Here is a 20186-nt window from a genome sequence, read left to right as displayed (position 1 = left end):
CTACGGCCCACGCCGAAGTGCATGTGCGCGGGAGCCCAGGGTGCGGGTGGAACAGTGTCGGAAGGGCGCGGGGGCAGACCCGGCGGTTACTACGGCCAACGCCGAAGTGCATGTGCGCGCGAGCCCAGGGTGCGGGTCCGTGACGCCGGTCGTTCGTCCCCTTGACCTATAGGCTGGCAGCATGACGTTGGGGGACGCGGCGGAGCCGCTTGTGCACATCAAAGACTTTCGAATGGACTTCGGGGACAAGACGGTCATCAAGGACCTGTCCTTCGATGTCCGGTCCGGGGAGACCTTCGGGTTCCTGGGCAGCAACGGATCCGGGAAGACCACCACTCTGCGGGCGCTGCTGGGCATCTACCAGCCCACCGCCGGCACCCTGCACATCGGCGGGAAGGCCTTCGAACCCCGCGACGGGGCACGCCTCGGGTACCTGCCCGAGGAGCGGGGCCTGTACAAGAAGGAAGCCGTCCTGGATGTGATGGTCTACTTCGGCCGACTCAAGGGCCTGTCCAAGACCAGCGCCCGAACCTGGTCCCAGGATTACCTGGAGCGGGTCGGCCTGGCCGACAAAGCCACGGCCAGGCTGGACAAACTCTCCGGCGGCCAGCAGCAGAAGGTCCAGCTGGGCGTCACCATCATGAACGACCCCGAGCTGCTCATCCTCGACGAGCCCACGAAGGGCTTCGACCCGGTGAACCGGCGCCTGCTGATGGACATCATCGAGGAGCAGAAGCTGGCCGGTGCCACCGTCATCATGGTCACCCACCAAATGGAGGAAGTGGAGCGGCTCTGCGACCGGGTCATCCTGCTCAAGGACGGCACCGCCCGCGCCTACGGGACAGTCGAGGAGGTTCAGGAACAGTTCGGCGGCACCGTTTACCGGGTCAGCTACGAAGGCATCCTGCCCGCCTCGGAGCTGTACGACATCGTCACCGACAGCGGCGGCCGGGCCGAACTGGCGCCCAGGACCCGGGCCACCGAGGACGCCGTCCTGCGGGAGCTGATCGGATCAGGCGTTGCGGTGCGGTCCTTCACCCCCGCGAGGGTTTCCCTTGAGGAAGTCTTCATCCAGGTTTACGGCGAACAGCAGATGGCAGAGGTCTAGCAATGGCATTTTCACAGCACAACCTGGGCACCGTAGTGGCGTTCGAGTTCATGCGCACCATCAAGAAGCGGGGCTTCGTTGTCGCGACCCTGGCGATCCCGGTCATCCTGATCCTGGTCTTCGTCCTGATCTTCGCGTCCAACTCCAGCACCGAGGCCAGTGCCGACGCGCAGAAGAACTCCGCGATCGCCTTCTCGTACACGGACGCCTCCGGCATCATCCCGCCGCAGATGGCCCAAGCCGCCGGCGGCAAGTCGGCCTCCGACCCGGACGCCGCCCTGGCCGCGGTGAAGGACGGCAGCTCCGAGGCGTACTTCGCGTACCCTGCAGACCCGTCCAAGGATCCCGTGAAGGTCTACGGCGCCGACAAGGGCGTGTTCGAGAACGGTAAATATGAGGCTGTGGCCAAGCAGCTCCTCAACGCCGCAGCCCAGGCCCAGGTCGACAACCCACAGCTGACCGCGGCCCTGAGCGGAACGGTGAAGTTCGACTCCGAGACCTACCGGGACGGGCGGCCCTCCGGCGGAATCGGCTCGGTCATCCCGCCAATGCTGTTCCTGGTGCTGTTCTACGTGGCCATGATCCTGCTCTCCAACCAGATGCTGAACTCCACCCTGGAGGAGAAGGAGAACCGGGTCACCGAGATGATCCTGACCACCCTGAACCCAACCACGCTGATCACGGGCAAGATCATCTCCCTGTTCGCTGTCGGGCTCGTCCAGATGCTCGTGTTCCTGGCCCCAATCGCCGCCGGGTATCTGTTCTTCCGCGACTCCCTGGCCCTGCCGGACATGGACCTGTCCATCCTGGTCTTCGAGCCCGGACCGCTGGTGATCGGCGCTCTGCTGCTCCTGGGCGGGTTCACCCTGTTCACCGGGGTCCTCGTCGCCATCGGCGCGATCATGCCCACCGCCAAGGAAGCCGGCACCATCTTCGGCCCGCTCATGGCCGCGATGTTCATCCCGTTCTACGCCTACAGCCTGATCATCTCCGACCCGAAGTCCCTCATCGTGCAGGTGTTCACGTACTTCCCGCTGACCGCACCGGTCACCGCGATGCTCCGCAACGGCTTCGGCACCCTTTCCGGAATGGAGGCGGCCATCGTCATTGCCGAACTGTTCATCGTCGGCGTCCTGATCCTCCGCCTCGCCGTCCACCTCTTCCGGTACGGATCTATCGAATACGGCAAAAAGCTCTCCATCACCGGAACCTTCCGCCGCAAAGAACTCGCCGCCAAGTGAGCCCATTTATCGTCCTGCCCGTCATCGCCGGGATCCTTTGGATACTGCACGCTGCCCTGGGCGCCGGGCGCCGGGCGCCACCGCGCCTACCGCTACAGCCGATGGATCCTGTTCGGAGGGCTGGCTGTGACCGCCCTGGCGTTCTTCCTCCAAGCCGTCCAGTCGAGCAACTCCGTCCCGCCCGAATGGAAGGAAGACTCCCTTGGCGGGGTCGTCGGGTTCATCCTCGCGCTTGAGACCCTGCTGGTCATGCTGGCGCTTGCGCTGCTGGAGGTCATTCGCGTTGGGGTGACACAGACGATAGAGGATGCCCGGATGAGGACTAAATCCCAAACCACCACTCACGGGCCACTCTGAGCGCACGGAGATGAATAGAAAGATGGCAGTTGTGACAAGTAGTCGCCGGCGTCCCTGGAAGGGAGCGCTGATTTTCAGCGGGCTGGTCGTATTGGCCACAGTGGCCGTGATGGTGTTTGTGCCCACGGAGAAGGTGCTGCTGGAAGTCGGAGCTATGGTCGCGGGCCTGCTCGCAGGTGCCGTCCTCGTGCGCTTTGGGGTGACCAAGCGGTGGATGGGCTCCGCCGTTCTCGTACTGTTCATCGCTGTGTGGTTCGCGCTGGGCACGGCAGGATATGCCTGGTTTGGAGGGTTCCTGGCGGGAACATCAGCGGGCGTCGCCTGGGGCCGCGCGGCTCGAAACCGAGCTAAGCAGCCTGTGGCCCAAGGCCATCTTTGATGCGCAGCGCTGACAGGGTGAGTTGGTATTCGACAGAAAAGAGGGGATGAAGGCATGACACAAATGCCGATTGCCGTCCGGGCCACTGCAACGTGGAAGACACGTCGCTGGTGGAAGAGCCGCTACCGCAGCATTCAGTACGACGCGCGATTCGCCGACGGGCGCGAGGAACACGGGGTCGATTTGGACGCTGTGCTTCAGGGATCCCGCTTCCCGGCAGACTACTGGTCCACGAAAAACGGCGCCAGAGATGCGTGCCCGGAAGAAGGTACCGGAGCCTGGGTGGACTACCCCTACGGCCGACCACTCTAACCTGGGTGCTGGTCCCCGTCGGTGCCGTACACATAGGATGCAAATTCCACCAATAGAAAGACCCTCGTGAAGCAGAGTATTTTCGCCCGCGTCGCCCAGCTGGCAAAGGCCAACATCAACGCCCTCTTGGACTCCGCCGAAGACCCGCAGAAGATGCTGGACCAGATGGTCCGGGACTACTCGGAGAACATCCGTGAGGCCGAGGCCGCCGTAGCCCAGACCATCGGCAACGTCCGCATGGCCGAAGAGGACTACCGGCGGGCCGTCAACGACGCCAGCAGCTGGGGCAACAAGGCCATCGCCGCCTCCCGGAAAGCCGACGAGTTCCGGTCCGCCGGGAACAGTGTGGACGCCGACAAGTTCGATGCCCTCGCCAGGCTCGCCCTGCAGCGGCAGATAAGCGCTGAATCCACCGCTAAAGCCCAGGAACCCGGCTTGGCCGCGCAGAACGAGGTCGTCGACAAGCTCAAGGGCGGGCTCGACCAGATGCGGGGCAAGCTGCACGAGCTGACAGCCAAGCGCAACCAGCTGGTCAACCGGGCCCGCGTCGCTGCCACACAGTCCCAGGTCCATGATGCGCTCAAAGCCCTGGACGCCGGAGACCCAACGTCGGCTATCGGCCGGTACGAGGAGAACATCCGCCGCCAGGAAGCCACGGTCCGCGGCCAGCAGGAACTCGCCGCCTCCTCACTGGATGCCCAGTTCGCCTCCCTGGAAGACCTCGGTGAGCAGACCGAAGTGGAAGCACGGCTCGCCGCCCTCAAGTCCATCGACCGGAAAGCCATCGACTACTAGGACACCGCCGATTCAGGCCCCGGACCATCACCGTGGCGATTGGCTGCCAGAGCGGCGAGGTCGCGGATCAACCGCCGCACCTCGTGTTCTCGGCCCCTGCGCGCTGGGCGTTGAGGCACTGGCCGAGGCCTTGCAAAGGCGGTCCTGGGTGGAGTCGGGACAGACACCGGTGAGGCTTGTGCGGCCTTCGCGGACGGGATACTGCTCCTACTCATACGTCCCCCAGACGTAGTCGTTTATGCCTTGGGAACACTCTAGGAAGCTAGGACGAAGCGGGGAAAGTAGTTTGGTCAATCCTCAGAATGTCTTGTGCCGATCTTGAGTAGGACGGTTCCGCGTCCGGCATCTCAACCCAAGGATTGGTCCTCCTTGGCCGCCGTTGGGTGGACAACAGTGTGAAGGCTACGCAATAGGCGCCTGACGCATTGCCTTCCCAGGTGAGCGGTGGGTGAGTGTTTGTACGTCGTACTTCTTCAGCAGCCAGACAGCGAGGACCCAGGGCAGGACGCCGTAAACGACCTGTGCGGCAAAGTTCCCGGACGAGAGCACGACGTATGACTGCCATGCGTTGGCGTACCCGTGGAGGAAGACGATCCAGAACAGGCTCCCGGTGTTGTTGTAGAGCCAGGTCAGGATGATGGTGTACCCGACAACGCCTAGGGTTAGGCCCACCAGTGAGAATGCGGCCTGAAGCGGGCCAGCGGCACCGGTCATCAGGGGCAGCAGCACCACCGAAGGCAGATGCCATAAACCCCAGGCCACGCCCAGAATCCAACTGGCACGTTCAGCTGTTCGCGACCTTTGTAGGTGTGGCAGTGCGAAGCCTCGCCATCCTAGTTCTTCAGCCAGGCCGGTGCAGACGATGAGGAACAGCAGGAATGGAACGGCGAGTACCACGGGCACCAGAAAGTTGTAGTCCAGCGGCGTCATTCCACCCATGACCCAGCCCAGTGCCAGCGCAGCCACGCTGAGCACAACCGGGAACAGCAGCACAAACAGGATCCATTTCCCGGGGATCCGGGTTTTGACCAAACGGGCGAAAAGATCCCGCAGTCCGGGACGTCCTGACTCCAATGCAGTCGCCACCACGCCAGCTGCTGAGGGGCCGAACGAGAAGCACAAAAGGATAACCGCGAGGGTCGTTCCAGGATCTGGTCCGCTGTCCCCGAGCAGAAGGAAATTCGCTTCGTTCGTGGGAGCGATGCTCCGCGGGACCAGATATAGGTACGCGGGGACTTGCACCGCCCAGGTAATGCCGTAGGCCAGAACCAGAAAGAGCGGCCAGGCCCACCGGCGACCAACCGAGTTGCTCATACAGACAATTTTGACGCTGACACAAGTACAGCGGAACTTCAGATGTAGCCTCTGGACAGCCGGACAGAAAGAGGTGCCGCATCCCGGATTAGCGGGTGCGGCACCTTTTCGTTCAATTACCAGGAGTGGGCTACGTCCACGATCAGCCGGGAACCGGATCCCGGCCCGTCCAGGGTGAAGACCCGGAAGGGCAGCCGGGCACGGACGCCTAGGCCGATGCTGGTGGAACCTTCGAAGCTATTCGCATAGACCACTTGCCGGAATGTCTTGTAGCCGGCCACGTTGGACAGCTCAGCCTTCGCCGCCGGGTTGTAGGTGACGTTGCCGTTCTGGTCGTAGGAGGGTGCGTTCACGACGACCTGCAGGCGTGCGTTGCCGTAGACCGGAATCGTGAAGCCGGTGCCGTCCTGGATGATCTCCGGGACGTACCGGACCGTGTAGCCCTTCGCGGGGCCGTTAAGGTCAACCACCATCCGGTCGAAGCAGGGTTGCTGCCCTGTCCGGACGTTGGTGACGGAGGCGGAGCTCATCTCGGGCGCGGATTTGGCCAGAGATCCCCATGCGAGCCCGCAATAGGTTGCTGCCGAGGCTGGCCCCGGCGCCACGATGCCCAGCCCAACGGCCGCCAAGAGCGCGGTGAGCCAGAGGAGGAGTTTCTTCATTGGGGTGCCATCCAGGTAGGTGGAGCGGTTGGATAGCTCAAGATTAGGGAGGGCAAAGCCCCGAAGCGAGGGTTGTTGCCGCTTCGGGGCGCAACCGTAAGGAAGGCCGCATCCGGGTCACGTGTCAGTAAATCCCGGGGCCATTTTGTCGGCCGTCTTAATCGTTTCGGTGCCGTTTTTTGCACCCGGCCGTAATGCTGGTAACAGCTCCAGGACAGGACAAAATCCTTCAGCAGCGTGATTCCCGGGCCCGAGTGGGTATCTCGTACATACTCGCGGTTGAGCAGTCAGCCGGCACGGCACTCTGTAGAGAATCACCGACCATGGCATCCGACGCTGATACCTCCCGTCAAGACACAACACCCGGCCTCACACCTGCCGGCAGGATCTTCAAATCCTTCCGGCGCTGGCCGGCCGTGCCCGTATCGGATCTCCTCTGGCTAAGGCACGTGCTCGACCGCCGTGTCGAGGCGGATAGCACAACCGCGGTGCAGGAGCTCCTTCGCCTTGTGGACGCGGAACTCATCCGCCGCTCCATGTCCCCGGAGGGCATCATCCCTTCAGCGCCAAACCCCAGCGGTGAGGAGCCCTGTCCGGAAGCGGGCTAGGACCACCTGCTGCCCCAAGGATGTGGGGGCAGGTGCTGGCGGCCCCGCGCAGGGAGAGCCGCCGCCGTGGGCCGGTACCACCGATGGGGGACCGGCCCACGGTCGTCCATCAGGCAACACTCCTGCAGCCCCGGGACGGAGCTCATCACTGGGGCGCCGCAGTGTGCTGCCTGGGCAGCAGGAGCTGGTCAGTGGGCTGTCTGTCCGGTCGGTCCAGGATCCATGCGCTGTCCTGGGTTGGCCGCGGCTTTGTACGCCGCAGCTTCCGTACCAAGAGGGCGAAAGGCAGCAACAGCAGCTGCAGGATCCCGGCCGCTATCAGTAGCAGCACAAAGAGGATGAGGTACGGCAAATAGATGAAGAAGATGCCGACAAGCGCGGCAAGGTATCCCATGCTGAATCCGAAGATCGTTTCGGCGTTCAACGGTTGCTCCCAAAGGCTATCCGGAGTGGTGGGTGGTGCCGCTGCTTCGCGCCCGCCGGAGGCTCACTCTCCGAGGGCGTGCAGCGGCGGGGTTTCGGTGAAGGCGGGCGCGCCAGGGCCGCACACGATGGCCCGTTCCTTCCGGGGCCGAGGCGACCAGTGTTGATCCGTTCCGTCTGCGGCGAATACGGACGACGACGATGGCGGTCAGGCCGATCCAGGCAAATGCCGCACCGATGACAAGGAGCACTGCTGGAAGCGTGTCCACTGCGACACTTCTCCTAAGAAGGGTTCGGCTGTTGGCCCGTGAGGCACGGGTCATTGATGGTGCAGGCAATCGCCCAGGCTGAACCACGGAGTTCAGGAGTGCGCAGGGGAGGCCCGAGTCTGCTCCTGAAGGGCAGGCGTGATCTGGGAGCTGGGAGGATAGTGGGCTGTCACAGCGGTCTCCGGATGATCTGATTCCGGGCCTGCTGCCGGACTTAGTTGAGGTATATCGCTGGGTGCAGACGTAGTCAATAGCGCTGACCGGCGTACCTTCATCAGCTCCCGGAGGAGCCTTGGAGCCGGCAGCATCCCCCGCCGACTGCGGAACTTTCCGTTGACGGGCTCTGGGCCAATACGCGCCAAAGCCGCGTCCCAGGACACGCCCTCCGGGGCTCCACAGGACTGTCGGTGCCCGGGAGCACCATGGTCCTATGACGGCTCCAACTGTTGAGGCGGCGATCCACGAGCTGATGGATCTCGCCTGGAATGTTGTCTATGACCTGCTCGAGCAGCGGGGCCTGCTCGGTGACGGGTTGTTCGTCGAGGAGTACACCGGGATCCACTCCTGGGTGGAGGACCTGACCCGCTACACCGTGGTCCACTCCCGCGAAGTCGCCGTCCTGTTCGTGGACACCCGGCCCGTGGACGCCATCATCTTCCATCACGGTCTGCTGGGCGCCGACGACCCGAAGAGCTTCTTTACTATCCCTGGGTGACTGCCTGGCGGGCCGAGCTGCAGCACCGACCGGCCCCAGGAACGGGTCGCCGTCCACCGTGAGGAACACGTCCGCTACTGAGACGTCTGGCCGATCAGCGGCGGTCCAGCCACCGGGCGTAGAGCTGGGCACTGTTCTTCAGGAGTGACGCCGAATAAGCCACCCCCGCGGCGATGCTCAGCTGGGCGGCAGCGATGAGGCCGACAATTGGAAGCACCTCGGGAGACCTGCCGTTTGGCGTGAACAGGACCAAACCGGCGGCAATCAGCACTGCGCCAACCACCGAAAACCTGATGACGTGAGGATTGATCCGGATCGCCTGCTCCACGCGGGGAATGTCGGAGGCAGGCTTCGGCAGCTTCCGCGAGAACCGCACCCCCAGCGTCACGAGCCAGCCCACGGCGGAGATGGCGGCACCAAGGAACATCGTGATGACTCCCCGTTCCGGATCCTGGCCGAGAAACCCGGACAGCGCAGCGTCCACAGTGCCCGGGATCGCGATCACTGCTCCGTACCACCAGGCAAAGAAAACCCACGTCCGCCGCTGCGCGTAGCCGAAGGCCGGTGCCCGCGGATCTGTTGCCACCTCGGCATCCCCCAATGTCATGGACCGCACTCTACCGGCATGCGACGTCCTCATTCCGCTCAGCGTCGACAGGGCACGAAAAGGGTGCGCCCCGTTCGCTGAGCGCACCCTTCTCGATTCTCCCGTTCGCAGCCGTTTCCGAATCGGCTGCGTCCATAGTAAGCATGCTTAGGATTCACATTTCAGGTCCTGCCGTTGGCGGGGTCAGCATTGAGAACCTAGACAACTGCTCCGTCATTGAGCTTCAGCCGCCCGGACCGGCGGGGGATGCTCCTGGCCCACAAGGCGATCATCAGTCCTGCGGTGGCGGCCCCGCCGGCGTATATCCAGGGCGAAGACCACGACCCTTCGGGGGTGGGGATGGCAAAAGCGATCACGATGGCGGCCACGGCCAGGAGGACCTCCACGGCCGCCTGCAGGGGTCGGGCCCGGTACCCCGGGTAGGCCAGCCGGACCAGGGGAATGACCGGAAGTAGGAACAGGCCCAGGCTGGGGATCGGGTAGATGATGTTGAGCGTAAAGACCGTCATGCCGAGCAGCAGCAGCCCGAAGAACTTCAGCACCTGAAAGGCAGGGAGCGGGTTCTCCGGCGTCCACCGGCTCAGGAGAAGACCCCAGGCCGGCAGCCCGAGCAGCCAACCGCCGCACCACCAGCCAACGTTCGTCAGAGCCAGCGGCACGAGCAGGGCGCCGGGAAGCAGGAACGCCACGGCCTGCCGCAGCGACGGGGGCTTGCCGGTCGAACCGAAGACGCAGGCTCCGATCAGCAGGTAGGCAACGGCGTACCAGGGCAGCAACTGGATCACGGGATCCGCCAGGTTGAACACCATCAGGGTCAGCGCGGGGACCATGACGCACACCCCGGCGAATGCCCACGGGCGGCGTTCCTGCGGCATCGAGCAACCCCTATCCGGCAACGGCGTCGATAGGCCGTCCGTTCTCATCAAGGGGGACGCCCCGCTCATCAATCCGGAAGTCCTCAATGACCAGGCCGGACGTGGCGTCGATGATGACGATGGAGTCGGCCGGCCAGGAGGGGTCGGGGACAAGCTCGTAGTCGACATCCGAGATCAGCGTGCTGTTCTTTGCCCTGTTGAAGGCATCAATGATTTTGCCGGTGCGGGTGTTCACGGTCACGGTTTCCTGGGGGAGGCCTTCTGTGCTGCCGGAAAGAGGGGTGGAGTTCCACCAGCCTTCGTAGCCTCCGATCGGACGGTCTGCCACCGGCGTCCGGGGTACCGGCGTTTCTGTGTTGGAGTGGCCTGCCTGGATACCGATAGCGGCACCGCCGACCAGGATGACGGCTGCACCGGTTATGCCGAATACAAGTTTCATGCTTTCCCCCTTTTTGATGCGCGCCAGCACCTTGCCGCCGCGTTGAAGCAACTCGTAGGACCGTGCTGTTGCTGAAGAGCACAGAGCCCCGAAAAGTAGCGAGTTCGCTGAGATGCCCATGACAGGCCCGTCACGCAGGTCGGCTCGCCACTGCTCCTCGCGAACTTCCCTGAGACGCGTTGGAGTCAGGGCCACAGCCAAGGCAAGGATGGTGTCTGCGAGTCTCATGCGCCCTGCCACTGGCCCTCAAACGTTGCCGGCGAAGGCCTGGCTGCCGTCGTCCGGGCCTTCGCCCGGTGCGTGTTCACGTAGTCCTGGGCCAGCGGGCGTGCTTCAGCCAGCAGCCGATAGTAGCGTCGGCGGGGTCCTTTGCGGTCCTGGGTGGAGTCCCATTCGCCCTGGATCCACCCGGCAACTTCGAGGCGGTCCAAAATCGGATAGACAGTACCGGGCTTTTTGCCGACGTCCTTCACAATCTGCAGTCCCCACACACTGTCGGCCGACAGCAGGGCCTCAAGGACCATCGCGGTGGCGGGCGTGACGCGCCCCAAGTTCTCCATGCACTAAATCTAGCTATATAGATTTAGAAGTCAAGCGCAAAGCTCCTTGTACCGTCTGCCAGCAATCTCCAGCAGCTGAACTGCTTCGAACAGGACAGCCGCAAGCATTCCGTAGCGGATCGTCATTTGGAATTGGGCGCCGGTTTCCGTTCGCGTTCCTTCGACCTCCTGCAACTCATGCGACGCGATGTGCGCCCACAGCTTTCCGTGAGCATGTCCGCTCGCCAGCTGCCAAGCCGCCAGCCATGGAATCACCGCATTGGAATGCCACCTCTCCAAATCGGTCAACATCTGCGTCGTGGACGGAAGCTTCGCGTTCCTACCCAAGGGATTCCAAGCTCCCAGCCCAGCGAGCTCGGCAACCTCCTGCATGCGGGCGCGTCGCTTTCCTTTGGTGGACGGCTGCCCCATAGCTTCCCGGAACGCTGCACTCTTGCCAATTTCATCGACGCCAAGCAAGATCCTGCGCTTGATTCGTAAGCTCCCGTTGACCGGCTCCAGGAGCCAGAGGGCAACAACAGCAGCGTCCAGGGCATTGCGGACCAAGGTATAGGCCCCAAACGGACTGGCCACCATGTCGATCGTCGTTTCTGACTCACGGACCATCATTTGCTTCAGGGAAGCGATACAGCCAGACGCGACAGAGAGCTGGCCCGCGGCATAGCCGGACACCGGGAAGTTCGGGATCCTCGCATCGTCCCGACAAAGAGGCGAGCTCTCGTGTGGATCCAGCAAGGGCGACAGAACGTCAGCGATTTCATCGGATCTCTCAAACAGCCGCATGATCCACCTGCTGAACTGGACCTCGTCATGGTCATCCACCGGAAGCTTGATCACGGAGTGAAGTCTAAGCGTGAACGCCAGGTGAGCTGGCAGCCCCGTAGGACCGGACCGTCTCACGAACTCTAGCCTCTGAGACGCTTGTCCAAATCCAAAACAGCAAGGCACTCGGTCTCGAAAAGTGTCTTAGCGAGTCTGTCTCACCGTAGCGTCTCACAAGCCCTCGAGGCTTTGAGAGACACCCGTCCGTGCGTGTGCGGATCGTGTAGTCCCAGCCATTTGCTTCACCAACCTCGGCGGAGTCACGTACGGCGCAGCGCCGGTCGACCAATCGGTTACGTGGCGGACAAACGGAAAGACCCTGATGGGCTAATCGACGCCTGTGCACAAGGAGACCCGGGCGCTGATCGGACCAACTTCATCAGTCTTTCCGCTCTGGACATGTCCAGAGTGGAGGCGTTCAATTGAAGCTGGGGCGCCTGTCGCGCTCTGGTGGCAGCTGTAATGGCAGCCACGCTGCTGTCCGCTGCAAGGAGGGGGCGGTATGGACCATCAAAAATCGCAAGAACAGGGGCCAGCTCAGGTTGCGGCCGCGGCATTCGTATCACTGCGGTTGCCGAGCCACCTGACACTGGAGAGGCTCATTGCCATCGTGGCCGCCCGACGTCGGCGTCGAATCGAGATCGAAGCCACGACGATCCTCAACGGCACGTCCGTCTGCGGTCTCTGGTTGTCGACGGATACTCGGGAAATCATTCTGCACGCCGTCACGGACTCAGCGCTCCATAGGCAGCAGTTCATCCTTCATGAACTTGGACATATGATCCTGCGCCACGATGAATTGGGGATCTCCTCCGACTATGCAGCAAGCCTCTTCCCGAATCTTGACGGAGAGTTGGTGTCACGAGCTTTGGCGCGGAGCAGTTTCGTCGACGATCTGGAGGCCGCAGCTGAGACTCTCGCAGATCTTCTGGCCGGCGCTATCCGCGACAGCACCCTGGAGCCTAGATCCTTTGAACAGGTCTTCGGGTGATCCAGGCAGTCACGGCTGCGGTCATCTGGGGCCTCGTTCTGTGCTTGCTGCCAGGCGCGCGCACGAGGAAAGACCACAGCATCCTCGTTGCCGCCGTTGCGATTGCAACCGCGCTCTCCTTGAATGTCGATCCAATTTATTTCGCGGGTGATCGAGCCCTCGGCGGCCACAACCTCCTGGATCTTCTCGCGAACATTTTGATGGTCGTGGGAATCTACTTCCTTTCCCAGGCGATCCTCCGGGCCGCAGAGCTTAACGATGCACCTGTGCGCAGAGACCGTCGCGGCCTCCTAATTTTGGGTCTAGTCTCCGTGGGGCTGGTCCTCGCATTCCTCCGCATCGAAGCACCCATATCCTCAACGAAATTCATGCTGGATTACGGGGACCAGCCTGCTGCCGCCCTCTATTCCGCCATCCAGTTTGTTTACATCGGAGTGGTCGTCGGCGTCACCGGATACGTAAGCTTCAGATTCCGACGGCGGATGGCCGCTTCCTACTTTCGCGTCGCCTTCACCCTCATCGGCATTGGCTGCCTCCTGGCTCTCGTCGTAGTGTTCTCAGTCTTGGGAATGGACCTAGCTCATCTTCTCGGAGACCTGTCGACCATGCAGCAGTTAGCGGCTATCTACGACACGAGTTTTGTCGGGGCGATGTTGTTCCTGTGTGCTGGTCTGGCCCTGCCACCAGTAGCGCGCCGGATCGTTCAACGAACGCAACAGAGGACTCAAGCTGGCTTACTCGAAGACCTCACAGCCACTTGGGAGAAAGCTACAGCTACCCGCAAGGATGGACGCCTGGCGACTCCCGCTGGAGTCATCGAGCGGGGAGACCCACAGACGCGGAGGCTTCATCGGATGCTCGTCGAGATCGAGGATGCTCTCCTGATGGATCCCGCTGCTGCTAAGTTGCTGGATGAAGCTGATTTTCAAACACTGACTCGAACAGAGCATTACCTCGCTTCCCATAGGGACACGCACGGTGGCCGCTTGGGCATGGCGCAATGGGGGAGGGGGAAGAACCCAAGTGGCAGATGATGCCGGAGAACCCTCGGAGTCGCCGCAGGCCAGGCTAGCTCGCAAGATCAATCTCTTGATGGATTTGCATGAGACCCGAGGCGCAGGGCCCTTGTCCTACAAAGAAGTCAGTGAAGCAATGTCCCAACACGGCACGCCGTTGTCGCGGTCAAGGTGGGCCTATATGCGAAGCGGTGATAGCTCCCTGGCTATGGACCAGGATCTGCTGCGAAACCTCGCGGCATTCTTCGGCGTGGATCGCCGATACCTTCTGGATGACTCCGCGGAGATACCCGAACTAGTGGAAGCTCAGCTCAACCTCCTTAAGTCGATGCGGGAGGCTCGCGTGAAAAATTTCGCAGCTAGGCAATTGCAGGAGTTGTCTCCTGAGACGCTGGCGCGGCTCAGGGAGGTCATTGACGAGCATGTCAGGAGCGAAGATGAAGGCTCCTAAAGTGCTGGGCTCACTAGCCCTTGCCGCTGCATGTGCATCTTCAATAACGTTCCTTGGCGCTGCCTACTTTGCGCGCAGGGTGGTGGTGCCGAGCACTACACGTCGTGAGGATCTTTCCATCAGGCAAGTCTTCTCGGGAGAAGACGGGTACCTGAGGGTTGAACTGCCTGCGACCGCATTAACGAGAGCGCCAGGCCGATACAGCTTGTGGTTCGGCAACGGCAAGGGCCACGCCTGCATCGGTCCTGTCGTAGACGAAGAGATGCATAAGGGAACAGTGACTCGGCTCGTGGAACGAGTCGACTCCGGTGACCTGCACGCTGCTGCCGCCGGCATCTGGAGCGGGTACGCGTACTCCAAACCAGAGCAACTGGGCCTGCCTTTTGAGGACGTGGAGATCCAGGTCGACGGCGGCATGGCGCCTGCATGGAAATTCGCGCCCACGTCCGCCGGTCTGATGTCTTCGACATGGGCCATTCACGTGCATGGAATGGGTGGAAAACGGGCAGGCGCCCTTCGCGGTGTTCCTGTTGCGAGCAGACTCGGCATCACATCGCTGGTCGTGTCCTTCCGGAACGACGGCGAAGCGCCGCCGTCACACGATTCCCGGTACTCATTGGGCCAGAATGAGTGGTTGGATGTCGAAGCAGCCATAAGGTACGCCGTGGACAATGGCGCCGAGCGGATCGTTTTGTTTGGATGGTCTCTGGGCGGTTCGATGGCTCTGCGTGCAGCAAATCTTTCAGCCCAGTCTGATCGGATCATCGGCCTGGTGCTCGTGGCTCCCGTCCTGGATTGGGCCGAGACGCTGACGTCTAACGGGAGTGCCAGTGGGTTGCCTAAAGCTATCGCCAGGGCTGGGTTGAGAATGTTGGCTTCGGATGCAGGCCGCTGGGTCACCGGTCTCAAGCAATCCATTGACCTCTCCGCGCTGGACTGGCTTACCCGCGCTGGTGACCTCAAGACACCGACCCTCATATTGCACGGGATCGACGACAAATCGACACCGGTCTCAGCTTCTGAACGGTTCGCAGAGCTACGACACGACCTCGTTCAGTTGGTTCGCTTCGATGTTCCGGGGCATTCACTCGAGTGGAACGCCGATACCGAGAAGTGGGAGTCGTCCGTTACGCAGTTCCTGAAGTCGCTGCCCGCTGACTGAAACGTGACTGCAAGGTCCGCAAGCTCCCTTTCGACCATATCCGGCCGCGCTTTATACATTCCCGAACCGAGGATGACTAGGCCTGCCTCGCACAGAAGACTGAGGTGTTTGCGGACAGAGGGAGCAGAAATGGTGAGGGCTGCACCGACCTCACGGCACGTCGCCGGGCCATGGGTGATCAAATAGCGAATGAGGCGGCTTCGCGTCCGGTTCATCAAGATGTTCGCCATGGAGACCACCAGGTGACGAGGGAATCTCTTGTGGCCCGCTGTAGACGGGTCTACAGCAGAACGATACGCTCATCCTCATACGGATGGAAGGATGAGGCCCGCTTATTGCATGTGGACTTGGCCAAGGCAATACTGGGCAACAATTAGTGACTCGCTGACGATAGCCATGTCTTGCTGGGAGGTGAATCGTGTCCGGAGACGAAGAAGGTCTCAAAGGCGCGGAACTGTCTCCCCAAGCCGAACTTGCACGGCGCTTGAACCTGCTCCTCGACGTTGTTGTTGCCGAGCGAGGGCAACCCGTCACGTTCCGCGAAGTCCAGCAAAAGCTGGCGGAGAAGGGCATCAAGCTTTCCAGAGCCCGCTGGTTCTACATGAAGGACGGCACAGGCAGGCTCGTGAGCGACCCGGCACTACTGAGCGCCCTGTGCGACATCTTCGATGTGGATCCGAATTATCTGACGGGCAACGACGCCTCAGATCTGCCCGAGCGCATTGATTCCCAGCTTGAGTTTGTGAAATCTCTCCGCGCCGCGAGGGTTAAGACTTTCGCGGCTCGCACCCTTGGTGACGTGTCGCCCGAGACACTTCGGGCGATCACAGAGTACTTGAATAGGGACATCAGCCGTCGGCCAGAAGGGGAGAGGGCCGAGGCCAGCCCGCAGTTGGACGCGGATGAGGCGCCGGAGGGCGCAGACTAAACGTCGGGCTCATCTTTCCAGCGAACGGCGGCTACTTTTCCAGCAAGTACTTGAGGTGGGCGTCGAGGAGTTCCTTGATCCGGACAGGGTTCGCCGTATACCGCGGTGACCGTCCGTGCCTACGTCCAGGCTCGACGTCGACCATCACCACGCCTGTCTCTTCGAGCGCGGCCAGATGCTTGGCCACGCTGGGATCGCCCGCGCTGACAGCAGCGACGATGTCTCCGCGCGTCGCAGGCCCAGTGGCCGTGAGGAATCGAAGGATTTCGTTTCGCGCCCGGTTGCCGAAGGTTGCGACGGCAGCCTCGACGTCGGCCGACCAGGCGGCGTCGTGGGGCTGCGTAATTCTCGGCATACGGCCATTCTTCCCGAAGGCATCGCAAAAAGTAAGAACAGCACTCTTGACGATACTTTAATTATCTTCGACAATAATTCCTGTAGCTTCTTCTGATCGTTGTTGGATCTCCGTATCCACTAACTGGGGTGGCCGTTTGTGCGACTCTGCGAACTACTCGATCTGAACATTCAAAGCGGTGAAGCCATGGAAATTGAAGCCAGGGCGTTTCAATCTACAAAGGGACCAAAGGCGGTCGCTGACGTTGATGTCTCATTGCGAAGTGCACTTCCGCCGGGAGAACCCGTCATCCAGATCGACCGGATCATGGTCGCGGTTGATGGGGTGCACCGTTACGTCACTTCTCGGCTCGCGCGGATCGGGCGATCCTGCGATGTGGACGACGTCATGCAGGATATCCGGGTCGCCGTTTGGGACGGGGTTGCGCGGGGACGCTACCGGGAGCTGCCAGGCATCCCTTTTGAAGCGTGGGTCCAAGGTGTCTGCAATAAGATCTGCGCGGCCCATATCCGGCGCGAGCTTAGCCATCAAACGTTGCCCTTGCTTGTTGACTTCACGACGACGGAAAACTCACCGGAGCTTCTTGCTGTCGTTCATGCTGGGGCGGCAGGAAACGACGTCGAGAACTATGTTGATCAGGCCTGGGCACACGCCATGTTGGGCCTGGTCCAGCGCAGCGTCAGTGAGGAAACCTGGAAGCTTGCGGTATCCAGCCTCACAGGGCCGAGGCATTATGGACCTCCGTCCCCCAAGGATCGGCGTCGATGGCGTGCCGTAACCGTCGTTCGGCAGACGGCCAAAACAATCAACACGGCATTGAACTGCCACCCCGAACCCGGACTAGGCGTCGACGATCTCTGCCGGTGCGCTGCCAACTGCCTTCCCACAAACATCCTTCGGAGCGTCGCGGAGACTATCGTCCGTCCGGGCCTGCGAGGACCGGACAGGTCCGTCCAGATGGCTGCTCTGGCCTGTGAACTCGGCGTCACTGAGAGGTACATCGCGGTGAATATCGGGTTTGCCCGGCAGCTGTACCAGGCAGCTTGGCGCGTGCTTCAGCACGAAGTGAACAGACCGGCTGTTTGAGCCATGGTCGTCGTTCGTCGGAGTTGGCCATGAATTGGTTCCGGACAGCTGGCCGCCGGGAGTGCTTGGCGGCTGGGTTGGTTGCCCTGCTCATGATTAGTGCAGTCTTCCTACTTTGGCCTTCCGATACCCCCAGTGGACGGGTCCCACCGGCAACGTCCGCGACTGCGCCTGCAACGGCGAAGCCATCAGGTACTGCCACTGCGCCAGGCAGTACGTCCCGTATTCCTGACGAGACGGACGTTACGGCGGAGGCAATGCCGGATGGTTTGCCACGCACCCGCGATTACCGGGCGCTTGCTGTAGCGGCAGCAAAGGGAATCTATAGCTGGGACAGCCGTTCGTCGTCGTACTCGGATGTATATGCCAAGGTTCGTTCGTGGTGGGAGTTGCTACCTGATGGATCGAATCCCTTAGCTGTGTTGGTTCGAGAGTTTGAGGGGACTGGCGTGACGGCGGGGACGTTCACCACCCTGGCAGACCAGTCCGCTCGCCGGAGCGGCACCGCTGAGTCCCTGCACTGCGATCTCGAGTTGGCCAAAGTTCAGGAGTATCCGGCCCCGTGGGAGGGCCTTCACGTATGCACGGTGACGGTGCAAGTTGTGGACGAGTCTAAGAATGGCAGAAGTACCTATGCGGCACCTGTCACGGTGATGGTCAACTGTCCTCCTGCCACCACCGCTCCATCTGGGCGCTGCGCCATGGTTGCCTTCTACGCGACCGCAGAGAGAATCGTCTACTAGTGGCTGGATTGGTGGCCGTCGCAGGCCTCATACGGCGCCGGGCAGTGGTGAGGGTCGTGTCGGCGGCTGCTCTCCTCGCTCTGCTCGTTGGCGCTTTGGCATTTGCCGGAGGCGTGGCGGCGCTAACTGGTATGGCACGCCAATCTGCAGTTGCCTGTACGCCAGCGGGATCCGAGGTGACCACTACGCCTAGCGTTGCTGGTGCCGGCTTGGAAGTTCGGAATGCTGGGCGCTTGCTTTACGAGCTGACGCCTCGGCAGGAGAGCGTTGCGCGGACATACATCGCGGTCGGCAAGCAGCTTGGAATACCGCGTTCCGGGCACATCATTGCCATCATGATGGCGCTGCAGGAGTCAAGCCTGCGCATGCTCGCGAACCCCAGCGTGCCGGCTTCCCTACATTTCCCCAATGACGGCGTCGGACGTGACCACGACTCGATCGGTTCAGCCCAACAGCGTCCGGCGGCCGGCTGGGGGACGGTTGATCAGCTGATGGACGCCTCTTATAACGCGCGTGCCTTCTTTGGCGGGCCGTCGGGACCGAACCGCGGCAGTCCTCGAGGACTTCTGGACATTCCTGGTTGGCAAGAACTGGACAAAGGTCTGGCGGCTCAAGCAGTCCAGGTGTCTGCTTTTCCCGAACTGTATGCGCGTTGGGAGCCGGCGGCCACGGGGATTGTGGCTTCGCTTGAGGATGGCACTGCTCCTGCCTCCTGTCCAGCTTCGTCGCCAGCGCCGCGGCCGGTGGGATCTCCACACAACTTGAGCCAGTTACGGCAGAACATTCTGAAGTTCACGCAGGACGGCCTCGGTGGGCGCTATGTGTGGGGCGGCACTGCGTTCAAGGCTTGGGATTGTTCAGGCTTCGTGCAATGGATCTACAGGCAAGCCGGAATCGAGCTGCCGCGAGTAGAACAGTGGCGCGTTGGTGTCCGAACAGACGATCCACAACCGGGAGATCTCGTGGTTCAAAATCCTCAGGGGCCTGATAACTGGGGGCATGTCGGCATCTACGCGGGCGACGGCATGATGTGGAGTGCGCTGAACCCGGCTGTGGGGACATTGCTGCATCCCGTGAACTGGAATCCTGGTGCGGCCTACTTTGACCTGTTAAGGCGCTGAGGGCGCGCGTCGGGTTTGATGGTCAAACACAGCGCTCGGGCCAGGGGCGCGTCCAGCGTACACGGAAGCTTCCTGTTAGAAACCCCCTCCCGACGGTTACCGGCGGGAACTCCGCTCTGTGGCATCGCCAGTAGCACAAAGGCCGGCATGTGGCTCGTAATCCGGTTCCAGGTCCTCGTACTGACTGGAACATGCCTACGCGGACTGGCTCAAAACCCGCGGCCCTGACTTCACCGCGGGGATCAAGACCGCCGCGCTGGATCCGTTCCGCGGCTACGCCAACGCGATTCGTGATGAGCTCCCCGAAGCCATCACCGTCCTGGACGCTTTTCACGTCGTGAAGCTCGGATCGTCCATGGTTGACGAGGTCCGCCGCCGGGTCCAGCAGGACACTCTCGGACACCGCGGACGCAACGGAGACCCGCTCTATGGAATCCGAAGGACCCTGCAGATCGGCGCCGAACACCTTACCGACCGACAAGCCGCCAGGCTCGATGCCAAACCCGCTCTTGGGGACCCTGACCACGAAGTCACCCTGGCCTGGGAGTGCTATCAGAAGCTCCGGAACATCTATCACGCCCGGCCTGAACGGGGCAGGGAACTGGTCAGGGAAGTGATCGCGTCATTCCCAACCTGCCCAATCCCGGAAGTCGCGCGCTTGGGCCGGACACTCAAACAATGGAAGGCCGCCATCCTGGCCTACTTTGACACGAACGGCGCCTCGAACGGCCCCACCGAAGCGATCAACGGGGCTCTTCGTGGTTGGTGGGGAATTGAGTTCGTGTCGTTGAAGACAAGGGGGCCCGTGGCCCTGCTGGGATGAGTGTGTCTAGCATTCAACCTGGAA

25 protein-coding genes are annotated in these 20186 nt (G+C 62.0%); 15 read left to right on the top strand and 10 right to left on the bottom strand.

Annotation, left to right across the window (positions count from 1 at the left end):
* Positions 1–181: 181 nt before the first annotated feature.
* From AC5RWA_RS21420 to AC5RWA_RS21400, 5 genes are all read left to right on the top strand, one after another.
* Positions 182–1108, top strand: coding sequence for an ABC transporter ATP-binding protein (locus tag AC5RWA_RS21420; RefSeq protein WP_494058983.1), 927 nt, complete (start codon positions 182–184; stop codon positions 1106–1108).
* 2 nt (positions 1109–1110) lie between these two features.
* The gene (locus AC5RWA_RS21415) at positions 1111–2349 is read left to right on the top strand and encodes an ABC transporter permease (RefSeq protein WP_494058982.1); all 1239 of its coding nucleotides are present in this window, start codon (positions 1111–1113) and stop codon (positions 2347–2349) included.
* Between the two features lie 126 nt (positions 2350–2475).
* Positions 2476–2706: a hypothetical protein gene (locus AC5RWA_RS21410; RefSeq protein WP_494058981.1), complete on the top strand. Its 231-nt coding sequence runs from the start codon at positions 2476–2478 to the stop codon at positions 2704–2706.
* A gap of 22 nt (positions 2707–2728) precedes the next feature.
* The gene (locus AC5RWA_RS21405) at positions 2729–3085 is read left to right on the top strand and encodes a hypothetical protein (RefSeq protein WP_494058980.1); all 357 of its coding nucleotides are present in this window, start codon (positions 2729–2731) and stop codon (positions 3083–3085) included.
* Between the two features lie 378 nt (positions 3086–3463).
* The gene (locus tag AC5RWA_RS21400) at positions 3464–4192 is read left to right on the top strand and encodes a PspA/IM30 family protein (protein WP_494058979.1); all 729 of its coding nucleotides are present in this window, start codon (positions 3464–3466) and stop codon (positions 4190–4192) included.
* A gap of 402 nt (positions 4193–4594) precedes the next feature.
* Here AC5RWA_RS21400 and AC5RWA_RS21395 read toward each other — a convergent pair whose 3' ends face one another.
* Both AC5RWA_RS21395 and AC5RWA_RS21390 read right to left on the bottom strand, forming a co-directional pair.
* A complete protein-coding gene (locus AC5RWA_RS21395) occupies positions 4595–5506 on the bottom strand; it encodes a CPBP family intramembrane glutamic endopeptidase (protein WP_494058978.1) in 912 nt (303 codons plus the stop codon).
* Between the two features lie 116 nt (positions 5507–5622).
* On the bottom strand, positions 5623–6168 hold the full coding sequence (locus AC5RWA_RS21390) for an AMIN-like domain-containing (lipo)protein (protein WP_494058977.1): 546 nt from the start codon (positions 6166–6168) through the stop codon (positions 5623–5625).
* A 323-nt stretch (positions 6169–6491) separates the two neighbouring features.
* Here AC5RWA_RS21390 and AC5RWA_RS21385 point away from each other — a divergent pair, with 323 nt between their 5' ends.
* Positions 6492–6776, top strand: coding sequence for a hypothetical protein (locus AC5RWA_RS21385; protein ID WP_494058976.1), 285 nt, complete (start codon positions 6492–6494; stop codon positions 6774–6776).
* Between the two features lie 145 nt (positions 6777–6921).
* Here the strand turns inward: AC5RWA_RS21385 and AC5RWA_RS21380 are convergent, their stop codons facing one another.
* Positions 6922–7200 carry a hypothetical protein gene (locus AC5RWA_RS21380; protein WP_494058975.1) on the bottom strand — a complete coding sequence of 93 codons (279 nt, stop codon included), beginning with the start codon at positions 7198–7200 and terminating at the stop codon, positions 6922–6924.
* 698 nt (positions 7201–7898) lie between these two features.
* On the opposite strand from AC5RWA_RS21380, the gene AC5RWA_RS21375 reads away from it, so the two are divergent.
* Complete coding sequence (locus AC5RWA_RS21375) at positions 7899–8183, top strand: hypothetical protein (RefSeq protein WP_494058974.1); 285 nt, start codon at positions 7899–7901, stop codon at positions 8181–8183.
* Positions 8184–8277: 94 nt separating this feature from the next.
* On the opposite strand, the gene AC5RWA_RS21370 is transcribed toward AC5RWA_RS21375, so the two are convergent.
* From AC5RWA_RS21370 to AC5RWA_RS21350, 5 genes are all read right to left on the bottom strand, one after another.
* Positions 8278–8790: a hypothetical protein gene (locus AC5RWA_RS21370; RefSeq protein ID WP_494058973.1), complete on the bottom strand. Its 513-nt coding sequence runs from the start codon at positions 8788–8790 to the stop codon at positions 8278–8280.
* A 197-nt stretch (positions 8791–8987) separates the two neighbouring features.
* Positions 8988–9665, bottom strand: a complete 678-nt coding sequence (locus tag AC5RWA_RS21365) for a hypothetical protein (RefSeq protein WP_494058972.1) — start codon at positions 9663–9665, stop codon at positions 8988–8990.
* A gap of 10 nt (positions 9666–9675) precedes the next feature.
* Positions 9676–10104, bottom strand: a complete 429-nt coding sequence (locus AC5RWA_RS21360; RefSeq protein WP_494058971.1) for a hypothetical protein — start codon at positions 10102–10104, stop codon at positions 9676–9678.
* Positions 10105–10328: 224 nt separating this feature from the next.
* Positions 10329–10664, bottom strand: coding sequence for a PadR family transcriptional regulator (locus tag AC5RWA_RS21355; protein ID WP_494058970.1), 336 nt, complete (start codon positions 10662–10664; stop codon positions 10329–10331).
* Between the two features lie 30 nt (positions 10665–10694).
* On the bottom strand, positions 10695–11501 hold the full coding sequence (locus tag AC5RWA_RS21350; protein WP_494058969.1) for a hypothetical protein: 807 nt from the start codon (positions 11499–11501) through the stop codon (positions 10695–10697).
* Between the two features lie 487 nt (positions 11502–11988).
* Here AC5RWA_RS21350 and AC5RWA_RS21345 point away from each other — a divergent pair, with 487 nt between their 5' ends.
* The 4 genes from AC5RWA_RS21345 to AC5RWA_RS21330 all read left to right on the top strand — a co-directional run bounded on the left by AC5RWA_RS21345 (position 11989) and on the right by AC5RWA_RS21330 (position 15106).
* Complete coding sequence (locus AC5RWA_RS21345; RefSeq protein ID WP_494058968.1) at positions 11989–12477, top strand: hypothetical protein; 489 nt, start codon at positions 11989–11991, stop codon at positions 12475–12477.
* The gene (locus tag AC5RWA_RS21340; protein WP_494058967.1) at positions 12474–13511 is read left to right on the top strand and encodes a hypothetical protein; all 1038 of its coding nucleotides are present in this window, start codon (positions 12474–12476) and stop codon (positions 13509–13511) included. Before AC5RWA_RS21345 ends, AC5RWA_RS21340 begins: the two co-directional genes overlap by 4 nt.
* Positions 13512–13701: 190 nt before the next feature.
* The gene (locus AC5RWA_RS21335; RefSeq protein WP_494058966.1) at positions 13702–13944 is read left to right on the top strand and encodes a hypothetical protein; all 243 of its coding nucleotides are present in this window, start codon (positions 13702–13704) and stop codon (positions 13942–13944) included.
* A complete protein-coding gene (locus AC5RWA_RS21330) occupies positions 13916–15106 on the top strand; it encodes an alpha/beta hydrolase family protein (protein WP_494058986.1) in 1191 nt (396 codons plus the stop codon). The genes AC5RWA_RS21335 and AC5RWA_RS21330 overlap by 29 nt, the downstream gene beginning before the upstream one ends.
* On the opposite strand, the gene AC5RWA_RS21325 is transcribed toward AC5RWA_RS21330, so the two are convergent.
* The gene (locus AC5RWA_RS21325; protein ID WP_494058985.1) at positions 14998–15321 is read right to left on the bottom strand and encodes a helix-turn-helix domain-containing protein; all 324 of its coding nucleotides are present in this window, start codon (positions 15319–15321) and stop codon (positions 14998–15000) included. The genes AC5RWA_RS21330 and AC5RWA_RS21325 overlap by 109 nt on opposite strands.
* 203 nt (positions 15322–15524) lie before the next feature.
* Here AC5RWA_RS21325 and AC5RWA_RS21320 point away from each other — a divergent pair, with 203 nt between their 5' ends.
* Positions 15525–16034 carry a hypothetical protein gene (locus tag AC5RWA_RS21320; RefSeq protein WP_494058965.1) on the top strand — a complete coding sequence of 170 codons (510 nt, stop codon included), beginning with the start codon at positions 15525–15527 and terminating at the stop codon, positions 16032–16034.
* A 31-nt stretch (positions 16035–16065) separates the two neighbouring features.
* Here AC5RWA_RS21320 and AC5RWA_RS21315 read toward each other — a convergent pair whose 3' ends face one another.
* Entirely contained in the window at positions 16066–16389 is a 324-nt protein-coding gene (locus AC5RWA_RS21315) for an ArsR/SmtB family transcription factor (RefSeq protein WP_494058964.1), read from the bottom strand.
* 186 nt (positions 16390–16575) lie between these two features.
* On the opposite strand from AC5RWA_RS21315, the gene AC5RWA_RS21310 reads away from it, so the two are divergent.
* From AC5RWA_RS21310 to AC5RWA_RS21300, 3 genes are all read left to right on the top strand, one after another.
* Positions 16576–17475: a hypothetical protein gene (locus tag AC5RWA_RS21310; protein ID WP_494058963.1), complete on the top strand. Its 900-nt coding sequence runs from the start codon at positions 16576–16578 to the stop codon at positions 17473–17475.
* Positions 17476–18451: 976 nt separating this feature from the next.
* Complete coding sequence (locus AC5RWA_RS21305; protein ID WP_494058962.1) at positions 18452–19339, top strand: C40 family peptidase; 888 nt, start codon at positions 18452–18454, stop codon at positions 19337–19339.
* Positions 19340–19523: 184 nt separating this feature from the next.
* A complete protein-coding gene (locus tag AC5RWA_RS21300; RefSeq protein ID WP_494058984.1) occupies positions 19524–20162 on the top strand; it encodes an ISL3 family transposase in 639 nt (212 codons plus the stop codon).
* Positions 20163–20186: the final 24 nt, after the last annotated feature.

It is taken from the genome of Arthrobacter sp. 210 2 (assembly GCF_059093025.1).
This window is presented reverse-complemented; position numbering and strand designations above follow the sequence as displayed.

What these genes read in the sequence shown, in the direction of transcription:
- AC5RWA_RS21420 (WP_494058983.1), top strand. Translation starts at nt 182, where the DNA reads ATGACGTTGGGGGACGCGGCGGAGCCGCTTGTGCACATCAAAGACTTT.
- AC5RWA_RS21415 (WP_494058982.1), top strand. Translation starts at nt 1,111, where the DNA reads ATGGCATTTTCACAGCACAACCTGGGCACCGTAGTGGCGTTCGAGTTC.
- AC5RWA_RS21405 (WP_494058980.1), top strand. Translation starts at nt 2,729, where the DNA reads ATGGCAGTTGTGACAAGTAGTCGCCGGCGTCCCTGGAAGGGAGCGCTG.
- AC5RWA_RS21395 (WP_494058978.1), bottom strand. Translation starts at nt 5,506, where the DNA reads ATGAGCAACTCGGTTGGTCGCCGGTGGGCCTGGCCGCTCTTTCTGGTT.
- AC5RWA_RS21390 (WP_494058977.1), bottom strand. Translation starts at nt 6,168, where the DNA reads ATGAAGAAACTCCTCCTCTGGCTCACCGCGCTCTTGGCGGCCGTTGGG.
- AC5RWA_RS21385 (WP_494058976.1), top strand. Translation starts at nt 6,492, where the DNA reads ATGGCATCCGACGCTGATACCTCCCGTCAAGACACAACACCCGGCCTC.
- AC5RWA_RS21375 (WP_494058974.1), top strand. Translation starts at nt 7,899, where the DNA reads ATGACGGCTCCAACTGTTGAGGCGGCGATCCACGAGCTGATGGATCTC.
- AC5RWA_RS21370 (WP_494058973.1), bottom strand. Translation starts at nt 8,790, where the DNA reads ATGACATTGGGGGATGCCGAGGTGGCAACAGATCCGCGGGCACCGGCC.
- AC5RWA_RS21365 (WP_494058972.1), bottom strand. Translation starts at nt 9,665, where the DNA reads ATGCCGCAGGAACGCCGCCCGTGGGCATTCGCCGGGGTGTGCGTCATG.
- AC5RWA_RS21360 (WP_494058971.1), bottom strand. Translation starts at nt 10,104, where the DNA reads ATGAAACTTGTATTCGGCATAACCGGTGCAGCCGTCATCCTGGTCGGC.
- AC5RWA_RS21355 (WP_494058970.1), bottom strand. Translation starts at nt 10,664, where the DNA reads ATGGAGAACTTGGGGCGCGTCACGCCCGCCACCGCGATGGTCCTTGAG.
- AC5RWA_RS21345 (WP_494058968.1), top strand. Translation starts at nt 11,989, where the DNA reads ATGGACCATCAAAAATCGCAAGAACAGGGGCCAGCTCAGGTTGCGGCC.
- AC5RWA_RS21335 (WP_494058966.1), top strand. Translation starts at nt 13,702, where the DNA reads ATGGACCAGGATCTGCTGCGAAACCTCGCGGCATTCTTCGGCGTGGAT.
- AC5RWA_RS21330 (WP_494058986.1), top strand. Translation starts at nt 13,916, where the DNA reads ATGTCAGGAGCGAAGATGAAGGCTCCTAAAGTGCTGGGCTCACTAGCC.
- AC5RWA_RS21325 (WP_494058985.1), bottom strand. Translation starts at nt 15,321, where the DNA reads ATGAACCGGACGCGAAGCCGCCTCATTCGCTATTTGATCACCCATGGC.
- AC5RWA_RS21315 (WP_494058964.1), bottom strand. Translation starts at nt 16,389, where the DNA reads ATGCCGAGAATTACGCAGCCCCACGACGCCGCCTGGTCGGCCGACGTC.
- AC5RWA_RS21310 (WP_494058963.1), top strand. Translation starts at nt 16,576, where the DNA reads ATGGAAATTGAAGCCAGGGCGTTTCAATCTACAAAGGGACCAAAGGCG.